At 73.4% G+C, this 21,451-nt stretch carries 16 protein-coding genes and 2 tRNA genes; 15 read left to right on the top strand and 3 right to left on the bottom strand.

Annotated features, from left to right (window positions below; all coding sequences use genetic code 11):
• Positions 1–129 precede the first annotated feature (129 nt).
• The 4 genes from ACX9MN_RS16130 (at position 130) to ACX9MN_RS16115 (ending at position 5,215) form a co-directional block, all read left to right on the top strand.
• On the top strand, positions 130–1,539 hold the full coding sequence (locus ACX9MN_RS16130) for a M16 family metallopeptidase (RefSeq protein WP_020093174.1): 1,410 nt from the start codon (positions 130–132) through the stop codon (positions 1,537–1,539).
• 107 nt (positions 1,540–1,646) lie between these two features.
• Positions 1,647–2,942 carry a M16 family metallopeptidase gene (locus tag ACX9MN_RS16125; RefSeq protein ID WP_489724911.1) on the top strand — a complete coding sequence of 432 codons (1,296 nt, stop codon included), beginning with the start codon at positions 1,647–1,649 and terminating at the stop codon, positions 2,940–2,942.
• Positions 2,943–3,174: 232 nt separating this feature from the next.
• Entirely contained in the window at positions 3,175–4,125 is a 951-nt protein-coding gene (locus ACX9MN_RS16120) for a ring-cleaving dioxygenase (RefSeq protein WP_489724910.1), read from the top strand.
• A gap of 316 nt (positions 4,126–4,441) precedes the next feature.
• The gene (locus ACX9MN_RS16115; protein WP_489724909.1) at positions 4,442–5,215 is read left to right on the top strand and encodes a ferredoxin--NADP reductase; all 774 of its coding nucleotides are present in this window, start codon (positions 4,442–4,444) and stop codon (positions 5,213–5,215) included.
• Between the two features lie 25 nt (positions 5,216–5,240).
• Here ACX9MN_RS16115 and ACX9MN_RS16110 read toward each other — a convergent pair whose 3' ends face one another.
• On the bottom strand, positions 5,241–5,534 hold the full coding sequence (locus ACX9MN_RS16110) for a helix-turn-helix domain-containing protein (RefSeq protein WP_091926047.1): 294 nt from the start codon (positions 5,532–5,534) through the stop codon (positions 5,241–5,243).
• Between the two features lie 603 nt (positions 5,535–6,137).
• On the opposite strand from ACX9MN_RS16110, the gene ACX9MN_RS16105 reads away from it, so the two are divergent.
• The 3 genes from ACX9MN_RS16105 (at position 6,138) to ACX9MN_RS16095 (ending at position 8,165) form a co-directional block, all read left to right on the top strand.
• Positions 6,138–6,204, top strand: a tRNA-OTHER gene (locus ACX9MN_RS16105).
• Positions 6,205–6,336: transfer RNA gene (locus ACX9MN_RS16100), tRNA-OTHER, on the top strand.
• Between the two features lie 224 nt (positions 6,337–6,560).
• Entirely contained in the window at positions 6,561–8,165 is a 1,605-nt protein-coding gene (locus ACX9MN_RS16095; RefSeq protein WP_489724908.1) for a TROVE domain-containing protein, read from the top strand.
• A 34-nt stretch (positions 8,166–8,199) separates the two neighbouring features.
• Here the strand turns inward: ACX9MN_RS16095 and ACX9MN_RS16090 are convergent, their stop codons facing one another.
• A complete protein-coding gene (locus tag ACX9MN_RS16090; protein ID WP_489724907.1) occupies positions 8,200–11,649 on the bottom strand; it encodes a hypothetical protein in 3,450 nt (1,149 codons plus the stop codon).
• A 183-nt stretch (positions 11,650–11,832) separates the two neighbouring features.
• Between ACX9MN_RS16090 and ACX9MN_RS16085 the strand changes: the two genes are divergently transcribed.
• The 6 genes from ACX9MN_RS16085 (at position 11,833) to ACX9MN_RS16060 (ending at position 17,802) form a co-directional block, all read left to right on the top strand.
• The gene (locus ACX9MN_RS16085) at positions 11,833–12,300 is read left to right on the top strand and encodes a peroxiredoxin (protein WP_489724906.1); all 468 of its coding nucleotides are present in this window, start codon (positions 11,833–11,835) and stop codon (positions 12,298–12,300) included.
• An 89-nt stretch (positions 12,301–12,389) separates the two neighbouring features.
• Complete coding sequence (locus ACX9MN_RS16080; protein ID WP_489724905.1) at positions 12,390–13,619, top strand: M23 family metallopeptidase; 1,230 nt, start codon at positions 12,390–12,392, stop codon at positions 13,617–13,619.
• A 158-nt stretch (positions 13,620–13,777) separates the two neighbouring features.
• The gene (locus ACX9MN_RS16075; RefSeq protein ID WP_489724904.1) at positions 13,778–14,341 is read left to right on the top strand and encodes a Uma2 family endonuclease; all 564 of its coding nucleotides are present in this window, start codon (positions 13,778–13,780) and stop codon (positions 14,339–14,341) included.
• A gap of 47 nt (positions 14,342–14,388) precedes the next feature.
• Positions 14,389–14,730, top strand: a complete 342-nt coding sequence (locus ACX9MN_RS16070) for a hypothetical protein (protein ID WP_020096438.1) — start codon at positions 14,389–14,391, stop codon at positions 14,728–14,730.
• A gap of 120 nt (positions 14,731–14,850) precedes the next feature.
• Positions 14,851–15,702 (top strand): DUF1206 domain-containing protein, encoded by an 852-nt coding sequence (locus tag ACX9MN_RS16065; protein ID WP_091682461.1) that lies wholly within the window; start codon positions 14,851–14,853, stop codon positions 15,700–15,702.
• A gap of 99 nt (positions 15,703–15,801) precedes the next feature.
• Positions 15,802–17,802: an SDR family NAD(P)-dependent oxidoreductase gene (locus tag ACX9MN_RS16060; RefSeq protein ID WP_489724903.1), complete on the top strand. Its 2,001-nt coding sequence runs from the start codon at positions 15,802–15,804 to the stop codon at positions 17,800–17,802.
• 43 nt (positions 17,803–17,845) lie between these two features.
• Here ACX9MN_RS16060 and ACX9MN_RS16055 read toward each other — a convergent pair whose 3' ends face one another.
• On the bottom strand, positions 17,846–18,871 hold the full coding sequence (locus tag ACX9MN_RS16055) for a cyclase family protein (RefSeq protein WP_489724902.1): 1,026 nt from the start codon (positions 18,869–18,871) through the stop codon (positions 17,846–17,848).
• Between the two features lie 325 nt (positions 18,872–19,196).
• On the opposite strand from ACX9MN_RS16055, the gene ACX9MN_RS16050 reads away from it, so the two are divergent.
• Positions 19,197–20,456 (top strand): ABC transporter substrate-binding protein, encoded by a 1,260-nt coding sequence (locus tag ACX9MN_RS16050; protein WP_042674494.1) that lies wholly within the window; start codon positions 19,197–19,199, stop codon positions 20,454–20,456.
• 18 nt (positions 20,457–20,474) lie between these two features.
• Complete coding sequence (locus ACX9MN_RS16045; protein ID WP_020095281.1) at positions 20,475–21,350, top strand: branched-chain amino acid ABC transporter permease; 876 nt, start codon at positions 20,475–20,477, stop codon at positions 21,348–21,350.
• Positions 21,351–21,451 lie beyond the last annotated feature (101 nt).

Genomic DNA, 21,451 nt, shown 5'->3' with positions numbered 1-21,451 from the left:
CCGCGGCGTGGCAACATGAGATGATCGTCCCGGTGCGGTTCTTGCGCCCCGGTGACCAGGGCGGCCCCGATCCGCGCGCGCATCCCGACGCGGGACGCTTCGATCCGGGGCCGGCAGAAGGAAAGCGGAATGCACCTGTTCAGGAAGGCGACGCCCACCCTCTTCCCGCTGCGTCCGGGCTCGCCCTACGGCGGCAGCGCCGGCCGGGGCGAGGCCGCGCCGTTCGGGCGTTCCGAGGCGGGCGGACCGGAAGTGACGGCCTTTACCCTCGACAACGGCCTCGACGTGGTGGTCGTCCCCGACCACCGGGCCCCCGTCGCCACCCACATGATCTGGTACCGCAACGGTTCGGCCGATGATCCGCTCGGCCAGTCGGGCATCGCCCACTTCCTCGAGCACCTGATGTTCAAGGGCACCGAGAAGCACCCGGTCGGGGCCTTCTCCAAGGCGGTGTCGGGCCTGGGCGGCCAGGAGAACGCCTTCACCAGCTACGACTACACCGCCTACTTCCAGCGGGTCGCCCGGGATCACCTCGGCACCATGATGGAATTCGAGGCGGACCGCATGAGCGGCCTCGTCCTCGACGACGCCGTCGTCGCCCCCGAGCGCGACGTCGTGCTGGAGGAGCGGCGCATGCGGGTCGAGACCGACCCCTCCGCCCAGCTCTCCGAGGCGATGGCGGCCGGCCTGTTCGTGCACCATCCCTACGGCATCCCGATCATCGGCTGGATGCACGAGATCGAGGGCCTGAACCGCGAGCACGCGCTGGCCTACTACAAGCGCTTCTACACCCCCGAGAACGCCATCCTGGTGGTGGCCGGCGACGTCACGCCCGACGAGGTCCGGCGCCTCGCCGAGACCACCTACGGCCGCGTGACGCCCCAGGGCGCCCGGCCCGAGCGCCTGCGGGCGCGGGAGCCGGAGCCGAAGGCCCTGCGCCGCGTCGCCGTCGCCGACCCGAAGGTCGAGCAGCCGACCCTGCAGCGCCTCTACCTGACCCCCTCCTGCATCACCGCCCGGGACGGCGGCTGCCACGACCTCGAGCTGCTGGCCGAGGTGCTGGGCGGCGGCTCGACCTCCTACCTCTACCGCAAGCTGGTCATGGAGACCGGCCTCGCGGTGAATGCCGGCGCCTGGTACATGGGCTCGGCGATCGACGACACCCGCTTCTCCGTCTACGCGGTGCCCGCCGAGGGCGTGCCGCTGGAGAAGCTGGAGGAGGCCGTCGATAGGGTGCTGCGCCGCGCCCCCGCGGAGGCCCTGGACGCCGAGGCGATCGAGCGCGCCAAGACCCGCCTCGTGGCCGAGACCGTCTACTCCTCCGACAGCCAGTCGTCGCTGGCCCGCATCTACGGCTCGGCGCTGGCGATCGGCGAGACCATCGAGGAGGTCCGCCGCTGGCCGACCGACATCGAGGGCGTGACGCAGGCGCGTCTCAAGGGCGCCGCCGAGCGCTGGCTGACGCCGGCCCGCTCGGTCACGGGCTACCTGACCAAGGCGCAGGATCCCGACGCCCCGGTCGCGATGGCCGCCGAGTAACCCCGGGTGCGTCCCGCCGGGCCCGTGACGGGTCCGGGCGGGGCGCTCTGCCGAACGGGAGCCCTGGCCCGCTCCGCCGTCGCCCGAGATAGAGACACGAGGTTCCCATGAGCTTGGCCGAGACTCTGGTCGAGACCACCGCCCAAACCGTCAGCTCGCCCACCACGGCGCTGCCGGTGACGACCGCCCCCGGCATTGAGGCGTGGCACGTCGAGTCGCCGGTGGTGCCGATGATCGCCCTGGCCTTCACCTTCGAGGGCGGCGCCGCCCAGGACCCGGCCGGCAAGGCCGGCTGCGCGCAGATGCTGGCGCGGCTCCTCGACGAGGGCGCCGGCGATCTGACCTCCGACCTGTTCCAGGAGCGGCTCGCCGCCCGGGCAATCGAGCTGTCGTTCCACGCGGGGGCCGACGCGGTCGGCGGCTCGCTGAAGATGCTGGTCAAGCACGCCGACGAGGGCATCGCGCTCCTCGCCCTGGCGCTGGCCAAGCCCCGCCTCGACCCCGACGCGATCGAGCGCGTCCGCGCCCAGATCATCGCCGGCCTGCGCTACCAGCAGAACGATCCGGGCGTGCTGGCCTCCCGCCGCTTCTTCAAGGAGGCGTTCGCCGGCCATCCCTACGCCCGCCCGTCCTCCGGCACCGTGGAGAGCGTGACGGCGATCACCCGGGACGACCTGCTGGCGATGCACGCCCGCATCATCGGCCGCGGCCGGGTGAAGGTGGCGGCGGTCGGCGCCATCGGCGCCGAGCAGCTCGCCGAGGGCCTGAACCGCGCCTTCGGGACCCTGCCGGAGGCCGGGGCGCTGAAGGCGGTGCCGCGCACCGAGGTGCACGATCTCGGCAAGCGCGTCGTCGTCGACCTCGACGTGCCCCAGTCGGTGATCCGGTTCGGCATGGCCGGCGTGCCGTGGCGCGACCCGGACTTCATCCCGGCCTACGTGCTGAACCACATCCTCGGCGGCGGCGCCTTCACGTCCCGCCTGTTCCAGGAGGTGCGCGAGAAGCGCGGCCTCGCCTACTCGGTCGGGACCTCGCTCGTCAGCCACCGCTCGGCCGCGATGACCTGGGGTTACACCGCCACCAAGAACGAGCGCGTCGGCGAGGCCCTGTCGGTGATCGGCGACGAGATCGGCCGGCTGATCACGGACGGCCCGGACGACGAGGAGCTGCAGAAGGCCAAGGATTACCTGACCGGCTCCTACGCCCTCGGCTTCGACACCTCGACCAAGATCGCCCACCAGCTGGTGCAGATCGCCTTCGAGGAGCTGGGCATGGACTACATCGCCCGCCGCAACGCCATGGTCTCGGCCGTCACCCAGGCGGATATCCGCCGGGCCGCCGCCCGCACCTTCGCGGACGGCAAGATGCTGGTGGTCGCCGCTGGCCGGCCCGTGGGGCTCTGAGAAGCGGGTCTCGGGACCGCGGTTCGGCGAAATCCGCCGCGCCCGGGTACCGATCGCCGCGTAGCGGCCGCGCCGCCGGTCCGGGGCGCGGCGCCTCTCGGGCGGCGATCGCTGCGGGCCGACCGCGGCGCGGCCCCGGAGGAACGGGTGCCGGCCGCCCGATCCGCGGGCCGCTCGCGAAGCCGCCGCCGCTCCCCACCTGAGGCGCGACGCGGCGAACCCCAGGACCGACATGCAGCTCACCGGCATCCACCATCTCACCGCGGTGACCGCCCGCGCGGCGGAGAACGTCGCCTTCTACACGGGCACGCTCGGCCTGCGGCTCGTGAAGAAGACGGTGAACCAGGACGACGTCTCGGCCTACCACCTGTTCTACGCCGACGGGCTGGCGAGCCCCGGCACCGACATCACCTTCTTCGACTGGCCGGCGCCCCGGGAGCGGCGGGGCTCCGGCAGCATCACCCGCACGCACCTGCGCGTCCCGGGCGAGGGCGCGGTCGCGTGGTGGCACGCGCGCCTGCGCGAGGCCGGGATCGTCGAGGCCGAGCCCGTCGCGCGCGACGGGCGCCTCACCCTCGATTTCGAGGATCCGGAGGGCCAGCGCCTCGCCCTGGTGGACGATGGCGGGACCGGGCCGGAGCATCCCTGGGACGGCTCGCCCGTGCCGGCCGCCTACCAGATCCGCGGCCTCGGCCCGATCCGGCTGTCGGTGCCGGACCCGGCCCGCACCGCCGCCGTGCTGACCGAGGTGCTCGGCCTGCGCCGGGACCGCGCCTTCGAGACGGGCGACGGCCCGGTGGAGGTCTACGCGATGGGACCCGGCGGCCCGGCCGCCGAGCTCCAGCTCCTGGCCGACCGGTCCGCGCCGGCCCGCCAGGGCGCGGGCGCGGTCCATCACGTCGCCTTCCGCATCCCGGACGGGGATTACGAGGCCTGGGCCGACAGGCTCCGGGCGGCGCGGGTGCCGAGCAGCGGGCCTGTGGACCGTTACTACTTCCGCAGCCTCTATTTCCGCGAGCCCAACGGCATCCTGTTCGAGATCGCCACCGACGGGCCGGGTTTCACCGCGGACGAGCCCCTGGAGACCCTGGGCGAGCGCCTGGCCCTGCCGCCGTTCCTGGAGCCGCGCCGGGCCGAGATCGAGGCCGGGCTCGCGCCGCTCCGGCCCGCCGCCCCCCTCTGAGGGCGGCGCGCGGGGCCCGCTCTGCGGCAACCCTCCCATGTCCGGAACGGCGCTGCGGAGCGTCCGCGAAGACGCTAAATCTTCGAACGATTCCAGGCCGTTCACTTCTTTCGCCAGTGTGATCCCGGCACGCCTTGACGGACGTGCTGCAACTGCGAAAGAAGCGGCGCGCGTGTGTTTGCAACCGGATCCGGGCGGGTTCCCTGCCGAGGATCCACCCCCGCCCGAGCGGGGCGGCGGGGATCCCCCGCACCACGGGCCCCGAATCGTCGGGGCCGTGTGCCGAGCGTCAGAGGATTCGAGGACTGATCCGTCGATGAGCAAGTTCTACGAGGAGCGCGTTCTGTCGGTCCACCACTGGACCGACAACCTGTTCTCGTTCCGCACGACGCGGGATCCGGCGTTCCGGTTCCGCAACGGCGAGTTCACCATGATCGGCCTGGAGGTCGAGGGCCGGCCGCTCCTGCGCGCCTACTCGGTGGTCTCGGCCAACTACGAGGAGGAGCTGGAGTTCTTCTCGATCAAGGTCCAGGACGGCCCGCTGACCTCGAAGCTGCAGCACCTGAAGGTCGGCGACCCGATCATCGTCGGCAAGAAGCCCACCGGCACGCTGGTGCTCGACAACCTGCTGCCGGGCCGCAACCTGTACCTGCTGGGCACCGGCACCGGGCTGGCGCCGTTCCTGTCGATCATCAAGGATCCCGAGGCCTACGACCGGTTCGAGAAGGTCGTGCTGGTCCACGGCTGCCGGCAGGTGCAGGAACTCGCCTACGGCGAGACCATCACCGAGACGCTGCCGCGCCACGAGTTCCTGGGCGAGATGATCTCGAACCAGCTGGTCTACTACCCGACCGTGACCCGCGAGCCGTTCCGCAACCGCGGCCGGATCACCGACCTGATGGTCTCGGGCAAGCTGTTCGAGGATATCGGCCTGCCGCCGATGTCGATCGAGAACGACCGCTTCATGCTCTGCGGCAGCCCCGACATGATCCGCGACACCCGCGAGCTCCTGACGTCGCGCGGCTACGAGGAGGGCAACCACGGCGAGGCCGCCCACTACGTCATCGAGAAGGCCTTCGTCGAGAAATAGCGCGCCCGCGCAGGCCGGTTCGGCTTCAGCCCGGTGCGGTCGTCCGCGCCGGGCTTTTCTGTGCCGGTGCGTCTCCGGACCCGGCCGCGGGGGCGGGGCGCAGGATCGCCCCGTAGCCCTCCTGCGCGTCGCCGACGAAGCGGATGCCCGCCCCTTCGAGGACCGTGCGGATCGCCGCGAGGGTCCGGCTGCGGGGCTGGACCTGCTCGCTCTCGATCATGTTCAGGGTGACGACGGAGACCGCGGCGCGGCTCGCGAGAACCCCTTGCGTCCACTTGAGAAGTCCGCGGCCGGCGCGGATCTGGGCGGCAGTGATCATGGGCCGGAGATCGCCCGAACTGAAAGAATTTTCAAGTTTCCGGTTGACGCAGACCGAGCGCGACCGTATCCACCGCGCCATCGGCCTGCCGGGCCGGTGATCTGAAGTGACCGCACGCTCCTCGTATCCGCGGCCCGCGCGCCGCGGCGGACGAGTCCGGTTCCCTTCGCAACGGTCGCCGCTGGCAGCCGATCGCAGTTCACCAGCGCGGGCCGGAGACGCTCGGTTATCCCTGTCACGGATCCCCCCGAGCCTCATCGACACGCCCGCGTCACCCGAAGCCCCGTTCGGACGGAGCATGGCATGAAACAGCACGACGGCATCGACGTCGCGGCGTTCGCCCGTCCCGGGCTGATGCGACCGTTACGGTCGTATCGCGGGGCTCTCGGCCCGAGAGGCTGAGCGCGTCTCGAGGACCCGGCGGGCCGGCAGGGGACGGTTATCATCGGTAGAGCGCCGCGGGCTTGTCCCGCGGAGGTTGCGGGTTCGATCCCCGCCGGGGGCCGCGAGGTCGCCGGAGCTCATGCCCGTCCCCGACACCACGACCGCAGGGCCCCGCGAGACGACCGGGGCGCCGACCGTGCGCGGATCCCGGCCGACGATGCGGGCCGGAGAGGAACGATTATCTTCACCGAAGGGAGGTCGCGGGTTCGAATCCCGCCGGGCCGCGAGGCCCGTAGCTCAGCCCGGATAGAGCGCCCGGACACCGTTCCTCACGCCACGCCCGCATCGCCCGGACGCGGGCCGGAAGACGAAGGTTATCGGGATCCGAGGGGTGCGGGTGCGAGTCCCGCCGGGTCGTCAGGCCCGTAGCTCAAGCAGAGCATCGGATAGGCCCCTCGTCGCCGCCACGCCCGCGCCCGGCCGGACGGAACCCCGTCACCGACCACACGAGATACCGGCCGCGCGCGAGCGGCGGTGGACGACGCGCCGCGGCCGCGTCCCCGCCCGACCGCGCGCGACGGGACGCGCCACCGGCCGGCGATCGGCCGCGATGGAGAGAGGAGAGACCGAGAGGAGCCCGCCATGACGAAGCTCGCACAGATGTTCCGGCTCCGCGCCACCCCGCAGACGGAGCCGATCCCCGGCACGGTGCCGAACGCCGCCGGAGGCCACGCCTTCGCGGTCGGCGATTGGGCGCGGCTCGACCGCTTCCTGGTGCTCGGCTCCGAGGGCGGCTCGTACTACGCGAGCCCGCGCGCCCTGACCGCCGAGAACGCGGCGGCGGTGCAGCGGTGCATCGCGCGGGACGGCGCCCGCGCGGTCGCCGCCATCGTGGCGGTGAGCGAGGGCGGCCGGGCTCCGAAGCCGGATCCGGCGATCTTCGCCCTGGCGCTGGCCGCCGCGTCGGCGGACCTCGCGACCCGGCGCGCGGCGCTCGCGGCCCTGCCGCGGGTCTGCCGCACCGGCACGCACCTGTTCCAGTTCGCCGCCTCCGTCGAGGCGATGCGCGGCTGGGGCCGGGGCCTGCGCCGGGCGGTCGGTGACTGGTACTGCGCCAAGCCCGTGGAGGCCCTGGCCTTCCAGGCGGTGAAGTACCGGACCCGGCAGGGCTGGTCGCACCGCGACCTGCTGCGGCTGGCCCATCCGGAGACGGAGGAGCCCGCCCGGAAGGCGCTGTTCGACTGGATCTGCCGCGGCACCGTGACCGAGGCCGCCCCCGGGATCGTCCACGCCTTCGCGCGGGTGCAGGCGGAGGGCCTCGACGGGGCGGTGGCCGCCGCGCTGGTGCGCTCGCACGGCCTGCCCTGGGAGGCGCTGCCGACCGGGCTGATGGGCAGCCGCGCGGTGAACGAGGCCCTGATCGAGCGGATGCCGGTCGGAGCCCTCGTGCGCCAGCTCGGCCGCCTGACGGCCGCGGGGGTGCTCGCGCCCTTCTCGGAGGGCACCGAGCACGTCCGGGCGGTCCTGTCGGACCGGGAGCGGATCCTCCGGGCGCGCCTGCACCCGATGGCGCTGCTGCTGGCCCTCAAGACCTACGCCTCCGGGCACGGTCAGCGGGGCAAGCTCGCCTGGGAGCCGGTGGCGGCGATCGTCGAGGCGCTGAACGCCGCGTTCTACACGGCGTTCGGCGCGGTCGAGCCCACGGGCCGGCGCCTCGTGCTGGCGCTGGACGTCTCGGGTTCGATGGGCGCCAGCACGGTCGCGGGCTCGACGCTCACGGCCCGGGAGGCGGCCGCCGCGATGGCGCTCGTCACCGCGGCGACCGAGGAGCACTGGCAGGTGCTGGGCTTCACCGCCGAGGCCGGCCGGGCCTGGAGCCAGGGGGCCGCGCTGACGCCGCTGCCGATCGGGCCGTCGACGCGGCTCGATCAGGCGGTGCGGGCGACCGCCGACCTGCCGTTCGGCGCCACCGACTGCTCCCTGCCGATGCGCTGGGCGCTGGAGCGGGGCGTGCAGGCCGACGCGTTCGTGGTCTACACGGACTCGGAGACCTGGGCGGGGCCGGTCCACCCGGTCCAGGCGCTGCGGGCGTACCGGGAGAAGACCGGGATCCCGGCGAAGCTGGTGGTCGTGGGGCTGGTCTCCAACGGCTTCAGCATCGCCGACCCGGAGGATCCCGGCATGCTCGACGTGGTCGGCTTCGACACCGCGGCTCCGGCCGTGATCGCGGATTTCATCCGCGCGTGAGACAGGGGCGGGCGGCTCTTCCGGGCTGCCCGCCCTATTGCTGCGGGACGCCCGGCATCCCGTCCGCGAAGGGGCCGCCGCCGGCGCTGAACAGCTTGCGCAGGAAGCCCGGGGCGATCGCCGAGAGCGGGTTCACGCTCACGTCCGGCGAGGCGAGCTTGCCGGAGACGCGGAAATTGACCGCGAACAGGCCCTCGTTGTGGCCGCCGCCCAGCAGCGGCCCGAGCAGCGGCAGCTGCGAGGCCACGTTGTTCAGGCCGTAGAGCGGCACGAAGGTGCCGGTCATGTCGGTGCGCTCGCGGCCGGTATCGAGCCAGCCCGACAGGGTGAAGCCCATGGCGGCGTTCGAGATCGCCGCGTCGGTGAAGTCGACGCGCGTGCCGGTGCGCACGAAATTGGCGCGCATGCGGTCGAAGGTGACGTCGCCCGCGCCCCGGCCCGGGGCGACCCGGCGGCCGCGGGCCGTCTCCGCCTCGGACGGCTCCGGGCCCTGCGCCATGATGCTCGACAGCGCGGGCTCGTTGCGCAGGATGAAGTCGCGGATCTGCACGACGCCGGATTGCGGGCCGTCGTTGAGGCCGATCCCGGCCGTGAGCCGGCCGCCATACATCCGCCGGTACACGTCGACGAACCGCAGCGTCGCGCCGGCATCGGCCGATTCCACCGACAGGGTCGGCACGCCGCGCTCGCCGCGGGTCACCGTGGCGGCGAAGGGGGCCGCGCGGAAGCGCCCGGTGATGTTGGCGGCCCGCAGGGTCTTCCCGTGCAGGGAGAGCTTCAGGTTGGCGCCGGTCAGCGCCTCCTCGTTGAAGCCGGTGACGATGGGCACCTGGATGTCGGCGTCGATATCCTTCGGATTCGCGTCCCGCGCCTCCCGGCCGCCCTTCGGGTCGGGGGCGCCCAGCGATTTCAGGAACGGCCGGGCATCGGCCACCGCGCCCCGGACCACGACCTTGTAGCCGCCGGCGGTCCGGTCGAGGCTCACGCGCAGGTCGTCGCCGGGGGAGAGCTTGACGCTGCTCAGGTCCGCCCGCTCCAGGCCGCCCTCCTGGGTGATCGAGACGGTGCCGCGCGCGCTCGCCGGGGCCGCGTCGAGTGCGAAGTCCCGCAGGTCGAAGGTCTGGCCGCTGTCGACGAGGGTGAAGGTCAGCCGCCCGGGCTTGCCCGGCGGCTTGGTCAGCCCCGGGACCAGCCCGTCGATCCCGGCCTTCGCCAGATCCGCCTCGACCCGGATCGGCGGCTTGCCGGATCCCGGCCGGCCGATCTGCACCACCGCGCGGACCGGGATCGTCCCGGTGAGCTGCGGCGCGGTCGGCAGGCCCTTGCGGCCGCGGACCGCCTCGTCGAGGGACACGTTGACCACCGCCTCGCCGGGCTGCCCGACCTTCGGCTGGCGCAGGTCGACCGACATGGGCGCGCCCGCGACCCGGCCGTCGCCCTTCAGCGTGAAGGCGCCCCGGTCGTAGACGAGGTTGAACCGGCCCGACTCGAGCCGGTCCCGGCCCATCACCTTGTCGACCGAGAGGTCGGCCAGCGAGCCGGTCAGCGTCACCGGCAGGTCCGGCAGGTCGGGAATGTGCTTGAGGTCGAGGGGGAAGTCGACGCGCAGGTCGGCGCTGCCCTTGATCGTGGCGGGGTCGAGGTCGACGCTCATCACGCTCTTGAACAGCTTGGCCTGGAGCACGGAGGCCATGCCGTCGGCGCCGCCGGAGAGCCGCATCCCGATCTGGGCCACGACCCGGTCCGGGGTGATCTGCGGGATGACGAAGCTGCCGTCCGAGATGGCGAGCCCGCGCCCGTCCGGCCCGTGGACCTCGGCGGTCACGTTGCGCACCGTGGTCGAGCGCCCGGTGATCACGCCGACGACGTTGCCCTTGGTCACCGGCGGGGAATCGGCGGTGACGTCGATGGCCGCGTCCGAGACGTGGAAGTCGATGTGGACCGCGTCGTCCGGGGCGGGGTCGCCCCGGGTGGCGGCCGCCAGGACCGCCCCGGACATCTTCACCTTGATGTCGACGGAATCGACCCGGCCGCGCCGGAGCTGGTCCACCAGGTAGGTGCGGGCCGGCGGCGCGATGTGCTCCGGCCAGAGCCGCAGCCCGGTACGGACCTCGCCGTCGTGGCCGGCGAGGTGCAGGGTCAGGCCGCCGTCGTCGGCGCTCGTGCCGATCGTCCCGGTGATGGCGCCCTTCACGCCGGGCCCCGACAGGGTCAGCGCGTCGATGGAGATCCCTCCGTCGCGGCCGGAGAGCTGCGCGTCCAGGGCGTCGATCTTCACCGGCGCGTCCTGCGGGGTCGCCCCGCGTAAGGTGGCGTCGCGGCTCGCCAGCGTCGCGGTCCAGGTCGTGCTCGCCCCCGCGGGGCTGCCCGTCCACGTCCCCGCGAGGTGCACGGCGTTGCCGGCCCCGCGATAGTCCAGGCCGGTGAGCGACATCACGCGGTTGGCCTCGTCCCAGTCCAGGGAGGCGTCGAGGCTCTCGACCGTGACCGGGTTGAAGTCCTTCTCCTCGATCAGGAACGTGCCGTCGCCGGTGTGGAGCTTGGCGTTCATGGTCCGGATGCGGCCGGCCGTCAGGCTCACGTCGGCGCGGGCCGAGACCTTCAGGTCCGTGGTCAGCGGCAGGCCGGACTGGCCCGAGAGCAGCAGGAGATCCGTGACCGGCAGGTCGTCGAGGGTGATGACGCCCGAGCGCTCCTGCCCGTCCGCGCCGTCGCGCAGCGTGCCGCCGAAGCGCCACTCGCCGTGCGGCCCGTCGAGCCGCAATTCGAAGTTCCGGGTGCCGTTGACCGGGTCGCGCCCGAACAGGCCGTTGACCCGCGCGAAGACCGCGCGCTCGCGGCCGTCCTCGTCGATCAGCCGCAGCCGCGCGTCGGTGACGCGCGCGCGGTCGAGGGCGCCGACCACGCCGCCCGGATCGAGGACGACCCCGAAGATCGACGCGATCGCGGCCGAGAGCGGCGAGACGGTGCCGCGCACCCCGTCCACGCTCGGCGGCGTGTGCGGCGCGACGTCGACCGGGTGGTTGGCCTCCGAGGCCGCGAAGGCGATGGAGCCGTCCCGGTGCAGCAGCGCGGTGGTCTGCGTCTCGCGGAACTCGATCGAGCGCGGCTGCAGGTTGAGCCGCAGGAGCCCCCAGGGGTCGAGGCTGACGAGCGCCAGGGGGGCGCGCACCACGAGGTCGCCCTGCGGGTTGCGGATGTCGAGGCCGGAGAAGCGCAGGCTGAGCGCGTTCTCGCGGTCGAGCTCGAGGCTGCTGCCGCGCAGCCCGATGCTCCAGCCGGGTCCGATCCGCTCGGCCACGGCGGCGGCGACGCGGCGCGACAGGCCGTCGATCTGGAGCGGCCCGTTCGACAGGCGCAGGGCCACGAGGCCGACACCGGCGCCGACGAGCAGCACCAGCGCGAGGGCGCTCACGAGGCAGACGCCGCCGACGCGTCGCGCCTTCCCCCGAGGCCTGCATGCCGGCGTTGTCTCGTCCGCCATCGGGACCTTTGTTCCGGGGTCTCTGCGCGCGGCGCCCTCGGGCTCCGCGGCCGGTGGATCGAAGCGCGCCCGCGCTTTACAGCGGCCGCGACTCCGGGCTTGGCTCGGACGTGCGCGGTGCCATCGCTCGAGCCCGCGCACGAGATCGGTTGCACATCATCAATCGGCCGAAAGGAAGGCACGATGCCGCTGTCAGAGGGGGATCCCGCCCCCGATTTCGACCTTCCCGCCTCGGGCGGAAGGCGTGTCGGACTGTCCGCGCTCCGCGGTCACAAAGTCGTGCTCTACTTCTACCCGAAGGACGACACGAGCGGATGCACGCTGGAGGCGCAGGACTTCAACGGCCTGCTGCCGGCCTTCGCGGAAGCGGACGCCAAGGTCGTCGGCCTGTCGCCGGACCCGGTGAAGAGCCACGACAAGTTCTGCAGCAAGTACGGGCTGACCTTCCCGCTCGCCGCCGACGAGGACAAGACCGTGCTCGAGGCCTACGGCGTCTGGGTCGAGAAGAGCATGTACGGGCGCAAGTACATGGGCGTGGAGCGCACCACCGTCCTGGTCGACCGGGAGGGGCGCGTCGCCAGAATCTGGCCGAAGGTGAAGGTGCCCGGCCACGCCGAGGCCGTCCTGGCGGCCGCGCGCGCCCTGCCCTGACGTCCCCTTGACGTCCCCCTGACGCCCGGCGCGCGACGGATCCTTAACCCTACTGAGGCCTGAATGGCGGCTCCTCCGGTGCCGTCCCGATGCAGCTTCCGAAGTTCCCCGCGCGTCTCAGGCCGCACCGGCCAGCCCCCTGGCTCGCCGCCGGCCTCGCCCTGGCGGTGGCCTGGGCGCTCGGGGCCTCCTGCCTGATCGTGTTCCACGACGACGTGCTCGCCGGGTTCGTGGCCCGGCAGGCCGCCCTGCGCGACGCCTACGAGGCGCGCATCGGCGAGCTCCAGGACCGCCTCGACCGCGACCGGAGCGACCGGGCGGGGAGCGAGGCGGGTCTGGCCGACCGGGTCGCGGCCGCCCTGGAGCGCCAGGCCGAGCTGGAGCGGCGCACGGCCGCCCTCGCCGACCTGGAGCGGCAGGCCCTGCCCGACCCGTCCACGACCGGCGCCCTGCCCGGGCAGCCCGGCGCTGCGCCCGGTGGGAGCTACGACGATCTCTTCCTGCGTCCGACTGAGGGTGCGGCTCCGGCGCCGCGCTCCGCCCGCGATCCCCTGCCCCGCCGCGGCGCGCGCGAGGCCGAGACCGGCCTGATCCGGCTGGAGGCCCGGCTCGACGGCCTGAAGGCGGCCCAGGGCGAGCGCCTCGCCGGGCTGGCCGCCCGGGCCGGGGACGCGGTGCGGCGGCTGCGCGGGCTGATCGGCCGCACCGGTCTCGACCCCGACCGCCTCGATCCCGACCGCACCGGCGCGGCCGCGCCGGCCGCCGGGTTGGGCGGACCGTTCGTGCCCCTCGACGGCCGCGCCCTGGACGGCACCGGCTTCGCGGAGGGCCTCGCCCTGGCCCGGCGCGCGCTCGACGACGGCGAGCGCCTGCGCCGGCTCGCCGCCACCCTGCCCCTGGCACGCCCGATCCGGGGAGGCGCGACCGTGTCGAGCCCGTTCGGCACGCGCCTCGACCCCTTCACCCGCGGCTTCGCCCTCCATACCGGGCTGGACCTGAAGGCGGAGTACGGCGAGCCCGCCCGCGCCACCGCGCCGGGCCGGGTGATCGCCGCCGAGGCCGCGGGCGGCTACGGCAACATGGTCGAGATCGACCACGGCCACGGCGTCACCACGCGGTTCGGCCACCTCGCCCGCATCGCGGTCCGCCCCGGGCAGCGCGTGGCCGCGGGCGATGCGGTCGGCGCCGTCGGCTCGACGGGGCGCTCTACCGGGGCGCATCTCCACTACGAGACCCGCATCGACGGCGAGCCGGTGGATCCGCAGCGCTTCCTGGAGGCCGGCGCCACCGTCGCGGCGGCCGGACCCGGCGCCGACTGAGTCCGTCGCTGCGCCGGTCGCCCTGTGCCGACCTCCGAGTCCCCGAGGGAGGCCGGCCTGGCATCGGCCGTGACGCCCGCGCTGGGATGGCCTTCCGGGCCGGACCTGTTGCGGGCGGCCGGCCCGGTGCTACGATCCGGCCGAGGTGGGGATCGGCGATGGCTCTGGCCGCGAAGCGCGACGCGCGGATGGATGTGTCCGAGTTCAGGCTCTGGGTGGAGGGCCGGCCCGCGCACGAGCGCTGGGAGCTGCTCGACGGCGAGCCCGTGCTCATGGCGCCGCCGCGGGAGCGGCATCAGGCAATCGTCGCGAACCTGATCCGCCGAATCGGCGACTTCGCGGATGCCAAGGGCTGCCGCGCCATGCCGGGGCTGGCGATCCTCAGCGCCGCGATGGACGATTTCGCCCCGATCCCCGACGTGGTGGTGCGGTGCGGGCCGCCGCTGCCGGAGGGCTACGCGACCGACCCGCTCCTCGTCGCCGAGGTGCTCTCGCCCTCGACCATGAGTCTCGACCGCGGCCGGAAGATCGACTTCTACCGGACCGTGCCGAGCCTCGCGGTCCTGCTGATCGTCTATTCCGACGAGGCGCGGGTCGAGGTCTGGCGACGCGCGGGCGACGACTGGAGCGTCGCGGCCCTCGGTCTCGACGGCGCCGTGTCGCTGCCGGAGCTCGACGGCGCCGTGCCGGTGCGCGACCTCTACCGCGGTCTCGCCTTCTGAGCGGCCGCACCCCACCTGATCGAACGGCGAAGCATCAAGGCACCGACTTGCCCCATTTCGAAGATTTCTACGCGGCCAAGCTGCGCGGCTCCCTCGGCGTGACCGACGCCGAGTCGGTGCTCGACCTGCGCGGCACCAACCGGGCGACCGCCGAGGCCTCGCTCAAGGACATGCTGGAGCGCAGCCGCTTCGCCAAGGGCAAGACCGTGGCGATCCGGCTCGATCCGCCGCCGGAGGGCGGCGGCGAGACCCTGTTCCAGCCGGCCGGACGCCTGCTCCTCGACGCGAAGCGCCGCGGCCTGATCGAGCGCCTGCAGACCCTGCCGGCCCAGGACGGGCTCGGCTTCTACGTGGCGCTCACCGGCCGCGCCGACCGGACGCCCATGTAGGGCGGCCACGGAGGTTGTGCCGGCAACGGATCGGGTGCGCGCCGCCGGGCGTTGAATGCTCCCGCTCCACAGGATGCCGCCCGTGCCCGACACCCGATTCCCCGAAGCCGGGTCCCGCCGATGAGGACCCTTCCCGGCGGCCGCAACGCGATCGAGCGCATCGCCCGCTTCGGCTACGGCGCCCGCGGCGTGGTCTACATCGTGGTCGGCGCCCTGGCCCTGCTGGCGGCCCTGGGGCATGGCGGCCGGGCCGGCGACAGCAAGGACGCGCTCCGCGCCGTCATGGCCGGGCCGTTCGGCGCGGCCGTCGTCGGCCTGATCGCCCTCGGCCTCGCCGGCTTCGCCCTCTGGCGCCTCGTCGAGGGCATCACCGATGCCGACCGGCGGGGCACCTCCGCCAAGGGCCTCGCGGTGCGCGGTGCCCACCTGATCAGCGCCGGGCTCTATCTCGGGCTCGCCGCCAGCGCGGCCTCGCTCAGCCTCGGCCTGGGCATGAGCGGCGGCGACGGCGTGCATGACGGCACCGCGTGGCTCCTGAGCAAGCCCTTCGGCCGCTGGCTCGTGGCCCTCGTCGGCCTCGCGGTCGTCGGCGGCGGGTTCGGCTTCCTCGGCAAGGCGTGGCGCGGGGACGTCACCGACCGGCTCGCCCTCGACGCCCGGGCCCGGGACCGCTGGGCCGGCCCGATCGGCCGCTTCGGCTACGCGGCGCGGGGCCTCGCCTTCCTGATCATCGGCGGGTTCCTCGTGGCCGCCGCGTGGCACCAGCGCTCCTCGGATGCCAAGGGTCTGGCCGAGGCCTTCGCGCTGCTGCGCGCCCAGCCCTACGGCTGGATCCTCCTCGGGCTCGTGGCGGCCGGCCACGCCGCCTTCGGGGCCTTCGGGCTGATCCAGGCCCGCTACCGGCACATCGACGCCCCCGACATCGACCGGGTGGACGACGCGGCCGGTGCGGCAGCCCGGGCGCTGGGCTGAGGCCGGCGCCGCCTCCGGCCCCGGCTCCGGCCCTGGGCGGGCCGCGTTGACAGGGCCGGTGCCGCGGCGGATACCCCGCGGCATCCCATCCGGCTCCCGATGCAGCAGCGCCTCTACAAGACCGCGGTGATGGTGACCCACGACCTCGCGGCGACCGCTGCCGCCGTGGTGCTCACCTTCCTGTTCCGCTTCCAGGGCGGCATGCTGGCCGAGCGTCTGCACGCCCTGCCCATGCTGCTGCCGCCGTTCCTCGTCCTCGCCGGCCTCGTCTACGGCCGCTTCCGGCTCTACCGGACCAAGTGGCGCTTCGCCTCGTTGCAGGATCTCGCCGGCATCGTCCGGGCGGCCAGCGTCCTGGCCCTGGCGCTCCTGGTGATCGACTGGGTGCTGGTCTCGTCCGACCTCTACGGCTTCTACTTCTTCGGCAAGATCGCGATCCTGCTCTACTGGGTGCTGCAGATCTTCTTCCTGGGCGGTACGCGCCTGGCGTTCCGCTACCTGAAAGACACCCGCTCCCGGCAGTCGAGCGCGCGGGCCGCCACCGTCCCGACCCTGCTCCTCGGGCGCGGCGCCGACATGGACGTGCTGATCCGGGCGATCGAGGCGGGCTCGGTGCGCAAGCTCGCGCCGCGGGGAATCCTGTCGCCCCGGGCGGACGAGCGCGGCCAGTTCATGCGCGGCGTGCCGGTGCTCGGCGGCTTCCCGGATCTCGAGCGCGTGGTCGCCGACCTCGCCGCCCGCGGCGAGCCGGTGCGGCGGCTCGTGGCCGCCCCGAGCGCCCTCGTGCCGGAGGCGGCGCCGGACGACCTGATCGCCCGCGCCCGGCGCCTCGGCCTGCCCCTCGCCCGGGTCGTCGGCCTCGGCGAGGGCGTGCAGGGTCCGGAACTGGCGCCGCTGGAGATCGAGGACCTGCTGCTGCGGCCGACCGTCGCCATCGACCGGCCGCGCCTGGAGGCGTTCCTCGCCGGCCGCCGGGTCGTGGTGACCGGCGGCGGCGGGTCGATCGGCTCGGAGATCTGCCTGCGGGCCGTGGCCTTCGGGGCCGCCGCCGTGCTGGTGCTCGAATCCTCCGAGCCGGCGCTCCACGGCATCCTCAGCCACCCCGCGATCCTGGCCGCCGAGACCGCCGTGACGGGGGTGCTGGCCGATATCCGCGACCGGGAGCGGACGCACGCGGTGATCGCGGCGTTCCGGCCCGACTACGTGCTCCACGCCGCCGCGCTGAAGCAGGTGCCCTACCTGGAGCGGGACTGGCAGGAGGGCATCAAGACCAACGTGTTCGGCTCGATCAACGTCGCCGAGGCGGCGGTGGCGGCGGGCGCGCGGGCGCTCGTGATGATCTCCACCGACAAGGCGATCGAGCCGGTCTCGCAGCTCGGCGTCACCAAGCGCTTCGCCGAGATGGTCGCCCAGGCCCTCGACGCCGCGCAGTCGGCGCGGCCGGACCACCCGACCCGGCTGATCGCCGTGCGGTTCGGCAACGTGCTGGGCTCCGTGGGCTCGGTCGTGCCGGTCTTCAAGGCGCAGATCGCCCGGGGCGGCCCGGTCACCGTCACCCACCCGGACATGGTCCGCTACTTCATGACCGTGCGCGAGGCCTGCGATCTCGTGCTGACGGCCGCCTCGCACGCCGACGGCGAGGCCCGGGCGGGCGCGGAGCGCGCCGCGGTCTACGTGCTCAAGATGGGACAGCCGGTGCGGATCGCCGACCTCGCCGAGCGGATGATCCGGCTGGCCGGCTTCGAGCCCGGCACCGAGATCGAGATCGCCTATACCGGCGCCCGGCCCGGCGAGCGGCTCAACGAGATCCTGTTCGCCCGCGAGGAGCCCCGGATCGCCCTGCCGGGCATCGACGGGGTGATGGCGGCGCGGCCGGTCTTCGCCGACCGGGACAGTCTCGACGCCTGGGTGGCGCGGCTGCGCGACGCCGTGGCGGCCGGCGACCGGGCGGCCGCCGAGGCCGTGTTCGAGGCGGCCATCCCGCATTTCCGCGAGCGCGCCGTCCTCCGCCCCGGGCCGCCCCAGGACGCCGCTGAGCCGGCCGCGGAGCCGGTTGGCGACCCGCCGCGCGCCGACGCCGCGCCCGTCGCGCTCGGCTGATCCGGGCGACCCCGGGAGCGCGCCGAGGGGCCGTTCCCGATCGTCACACCGTGGCGATCGGCGTCGTCGGCGAGCCGACGGCGCCGGGCAGGCGCAGCGGCGGGGCGGTGAGCAGGAAGCGGTAGCGGCCGCGGGCCCGCAGCCAGTCGGCCAGCGGCGTCAGGTGCCACAGCTCGCCGAGATTGACCCCGAGCTTGAACAGGCAGTGCTCGTGGAGCGGCAGCGTCGCGCAGCAGGCGGGGCCGGGGCCAGCCGGGTAGGCCTCGACGGCGTAGTTGTCGGCGATCAGCGCGCACAGGCCGGTGCGGGTGATCCAGTCGAGGAGGCGCGGGTCCCGCCCGTCGAGGCCGGCGCAGAGGGTGTGGACGAGCTTCGGGTCCGGCGCGCCGCCCATGGCGATCAGCCGCTCGGCGAAGCCCGTGTGCAGGCAGACCATGTCGCCCGGCTCCACCACGACGCCGTCGGCCTCCAGGATCCGGGCGAGCTCGTCGTAGCCGACGCGTGTCCTGGCGTCGCCGAGATGGGCGCGCAGGTCGATCATCACGGCCCGGCCCTGCATGCCGGTCTCGGCGAGGCGCTCGATCCCGAGGCGCTTCGCCCGGGACGGCTCATCCGCCGCCTCCGGCGCGCTCGGCCCGACGATGTCGCGGCCGCCGCGGAACCCGTTGTAGAAGGTCGGTGCGGCGCCCGCCCCGTCCGCGTCGAACAGCGAGCCGACATGGGCGAGCGAGTCCCACTGCGTCGAGTATTGCAGGTGGATCAGCGCGCGGTCGTCGCAGATCACGTCGGTGGCGCCGTCGACCTCCTCGCAGACCGGGAAGTTCATGTTGGGCCGGCCGTTGGCGCGGCGCGTCGGGGTGATCTGCGGCGGGTGGCGGCGCGGGTTCAGGACGTTGCCGCCCGGCAGGTCCAGCGGCAGGCTGAGGCAGAAGGTGACCCCTTCGCGCACCTCGGCGACGCCCTGCAGCACCTTCTCGGGGGTGAGCAGGTTCAGGCGTCCCAACTCGTCGTCGGGGCCGAAATCCCCCCAGGTCGAGCCCTCGGGCCGTCGCGTCCAGCGCAGGGTCATGCCTGTGGTTCCCCTGCCCGTGCCGGCCGCGGAGCGGGCCGCTTCCCGAGGCTCCGGGGCCGCGGTCCGGGGCGAACCCCGGCCGCGGCCGAGCGTGCGTTCCTCACCGGACCGTGCCCTTCTTCGAGGCCGCCGGGCCCGCGCTTCGCAGGGCCGCGGCGAGCCTAGGATGCGGCGGCGCGCGGCGATACCCCGGGCGGAAAACGACTCGGTGCAAACGTCACCGGCCGGTCCCGACCGGCCCCTTGTGATCCGTCGGAGCGCGGGTACAGTCCGGGCCAAGCCCGCGAATATAAAATTCGGGCACTGGGATGAGGGAACGCCGATGTCCGAGACCGTGCGCGCCGCCGCCCGGGTTGCCCCGATTCGGCGCACGCTGCCCGCGCTGATCGCCGCGGGGCTGGTCGCCGCCGGGCCCGTCCGGGCCGCGGACCCGATCAAGATCGGGGTGATCGCCGAGGCGCAGTCGGTGGCCGGGGCCTCGATCCCGCAGGCCGTCCAGCTCGCCGCCGACGAGATCAACGCCCAGGGCGGCGTCGACGGGCGCCAGATCCAGGTCGTCACCTACGACGACAAGTCCTCGGCCTCCGACGCGGTCCGCGCCTTCCAGCGGGCGGTCTCCGAGGACAAGGTCAACCTCGTCATCGCCAGCTACATCTCCGAGGTCGTGCTGGCGCTGATGCCCTGGGCGGCCCGGCTCAAGACGCCGATGATCACGCCCGGCGCGGCCTCGAACGAGATCAGCGTCGCGGTCCACAAGGACTACGCGCGCAACAAGTACACCTTCCACGGCTACCTGACCTCGCACGCCCTGGCGCAGGCGGTCTGCGATTCCGCCAAGGAGGTGCTGGTCGAGAAGCTCAAGGCCAAGACCGCCGCGATCATGAGTGAGGACGCGGCCTGGACCCGCCCGCTCGACGCCGCCTACCAGGAATGCCTGCCGAAATCCGGGCTGAAGGTGGTCGAGCACGTCCGCTTCTCCCCGGACACGGGCGACTTCACGCCGATCTACAACAAGATCGAGGCGGCCAAGCCCGACCTGATCGTCACCGGCATCGCCCATGTCGGCGTGCAGCCGACCGTGCAGTGGCAGAACCAGCAGGTGCCGATCGCCATGACGGGGATCAGCGGCCAGGCGACCTCCTCGACCTTCTGGGCCAACACCAACGGCGGCACGCAGGGCGTGCTGTTCGACAGCGTGGCGGTGCCGGGCGTGGCGCTCACCGAGAAGACGATCCCGTTCGCCGAGGCCTTCACCAAGCGCTTCGGCGGCGCGCCGTCCTACGCGGGCTACATGGCATACGACGCCACGCACTACGCGGCGGAGGCGGTCAAGCGGGCGGGCTCCACGGAGGCCGACAAGCTCGTCGACGCCCTGGAGAAGACCGACTACGTCGGCACCGTCGGGCGCCTGAAATTCTACGGCAAGGACGAGCCGTTCACGCACTCGATCCAGTACGGGCCCGGCCTGATGACCAGCGTCCTCGGGCAGTGGCAGAACGGCAAGCAGGTGGCGATCTGGCCGGCCACCACCGCCAACGGGACCATGATCCTGCCCCCTGCGGTGAAGGCGGCGGGACGGTAACCGGGCGGGGAGAGCGCGATGATCGGCCTCCAGATCCTCGTCGACGGTTTCGCGATCTCGTCCCTCTACGCGCTCGGCGCGATGGGCTTCACCCTGATCTTCGGGGTCTCGGGCGTCCTCAACCTGACCCACGGCGCCCTGATGGTCATGGCCGCGGTGGCGGCCTGGGCGGCCTCGGCGCTGTTCGGGCTCGGCTCCTACGCGGGCGCGGTGATCGGCATCCTGTGCGGGCTCGCGGGCGCACTCGTCACCTACTTCGCGGTGGTCGCGCCGATCGAGCGCAGCCGGGCCATCCCGCGAGAGGAGAAGGAGATCTTCGTGCTCACGGGGACGCTGCTCTGGGGGATCATGATCCAGGAGCTGGTAGCCTACTTCTTCACCGACAACCCGAAGACCGTGCTGCCGATCGTCGAGGGCGTCTTCGAGATCGCCGGGGTGCGGACGCCGCGGAACCAGGTCTTCACCGCGGTGATCTGCTGGGTGGTGATCGGCCTGCTCTGGCTGTTCGTGAACCGGGCGCGGGCCGGCAAGGTCCTGCTCGCCGCCTCCATGAATCCGCGGGGCGTCACGCTGCTCGGCCACGACATGGGCAAGATCTACGTGGCGGTCTGGGCGATCTACGGCCTGCTCGCCGGCACCGCCGGGGTGCTGCTCGGGATGTTCCTCGGGGTGTCGTCGTACTCGGTGGGGCCGCTCACCGCGAGCGCCTTCTCGATCGTGGTGCTCGGGGGCCTCGGGAGCGTCACCGGCTCGCTGATCGCCGCCTACGTGGTGGGCTACCTCGAGACCGCCACCGCCTACCTGATCTCGCCGGCCTACCGGGTGATCCCGGCGCTGCTCCTGCTGGTCGCCGTCATGTACCTGCGCCCGCAAGGTCTGCTGGGGCGGCGGTGATGGTTCTTTTTGCACCCCGGGTGTCCAGCCCGCGCCCTCATCCTGAGGTGCGGCGAAGCCGCCTCGAAGGAGCCCTCCAGCCGGCCGCGCGATCCCTGGAG

Source organism: Methylobacterium sp. 1A (genome assembly GCF_058072805.1).
This window is presented reverse-complemented; position numbering and strand designations above follow the sequence as displayed.

Excerpts from the sequence above, each read along its gene's own strand:
- ACX9MN_RS16130 (WP_020093174.1), top strand. The coding sequence starts at position 130 with ATGCACCTGTTCAGGAAGGCGACGCCCACCCTCTTCCCGCTGCGTCCG.
- ACX9MN_RS16125 (WP_489724911.1), top strand. The coding sequence starts at position 1,647 with ATGAGCTTGGCCGAGACTCTGGTCGAGACCACCGCCCAAACCGTCAGC.
- ACX9MN_RS16120 (WP_489724910.1), top strand. The coding sequence starts at position 3,175 with ATGCAGCTCACCGGCATCCACCATCTCACCGCGGTGACCGCCCGCGCG.
- ACX9MN_RS16115 (WP_489724909.1), top strand. The coding sequence starts at position 4,442 with ATGAGCAAGTTCTACGAGGAGCGCGTTCTGTCGGTCCACCACTGGACC.
- ACX9MN_RS16110 (WP_091926047.1), bottom strand. The coding sequence starts at position 5,534 with ATGATCACTGCCGCCCAGATCCGCGCCGGCCGCGGACTTCTCAAGTGG.
- ACX9MN_RS16095 (WP_489724908.1), top strand. The coding sequence starts at position 6,561 with ATGACGAAGCTCGCACAGATGTTCCGGCTCCGCGCCACCCCGCAGACG.
- ACX9MN_RS16090 (WP_489724907.1), bottom strand. The coding sequence starts at position 11,649 with ATGGCGGACGAGACAACGCCGGCATGCAGGCCTCGGGGGAAGGCGCGA.
- ACX9MN_RS16085 (WP_489724906.1), top strand. The coding sequence starts at position 11,833 with ATGCCGCTGTCAGAGGGGGATCCCGCCCCCGATTTCGACCTTCCCGCC.
- ACX9MN_RS16080 (WP_489724905.1), top strand. The coding sequence starts at position 12,390 with ATGCAGCTTCCGAAGTTCCCCGCGCGTCTCAGGCCGCACCGGCCAGCC.
- ACX9MN_RS16075 (WP_489724904.1), top strand. The coding sequence starts at position 13,778 with ATGGCTCTGGCCGCGAAGCGCGACGCGCGGATGGATGTGTCCGAGTTC.
- ACX9MN_RS16065 (WP_091682461.1), top strand. The coding sequence starts at position 14,851 with ATGAGGACCCTTCCCGGCGGCCGCAACGCGATCGAGCGCATCGCCCGC.
- ACX9MN_RS16060 (WP_489724903.1), top strand. The coding sequence starts at position 15,802 with ATGCAGCAGCGCCTCTACAAGACCGCGGTGATGGTGACCCACGACCTC.
- ACX9MN_RS16055 (WP_489724902.1), bottom strand. The coding sequence starts at position 18,871 with ATGACCCTGCGCTGGACGCGACGGCCCGAGGGCTCGACCTGGGGGGAT.
- ACX9MN_RS16050 (WP_042674494.1), top strand. The coding sequence starts at position 19,197 with ATGTCCGAGACCGTGCGCGCCGCCGCCCGGGTTGCCCCGATTCGGCGC.
- ACX9MN_RS16045 (WP_020095281.1), top strand. The coding sequence starts at position 20,475 with ATGATCGGCCTCCAGATCCTCGTCGACGGTTTCGCGATCTCGTCCCTC.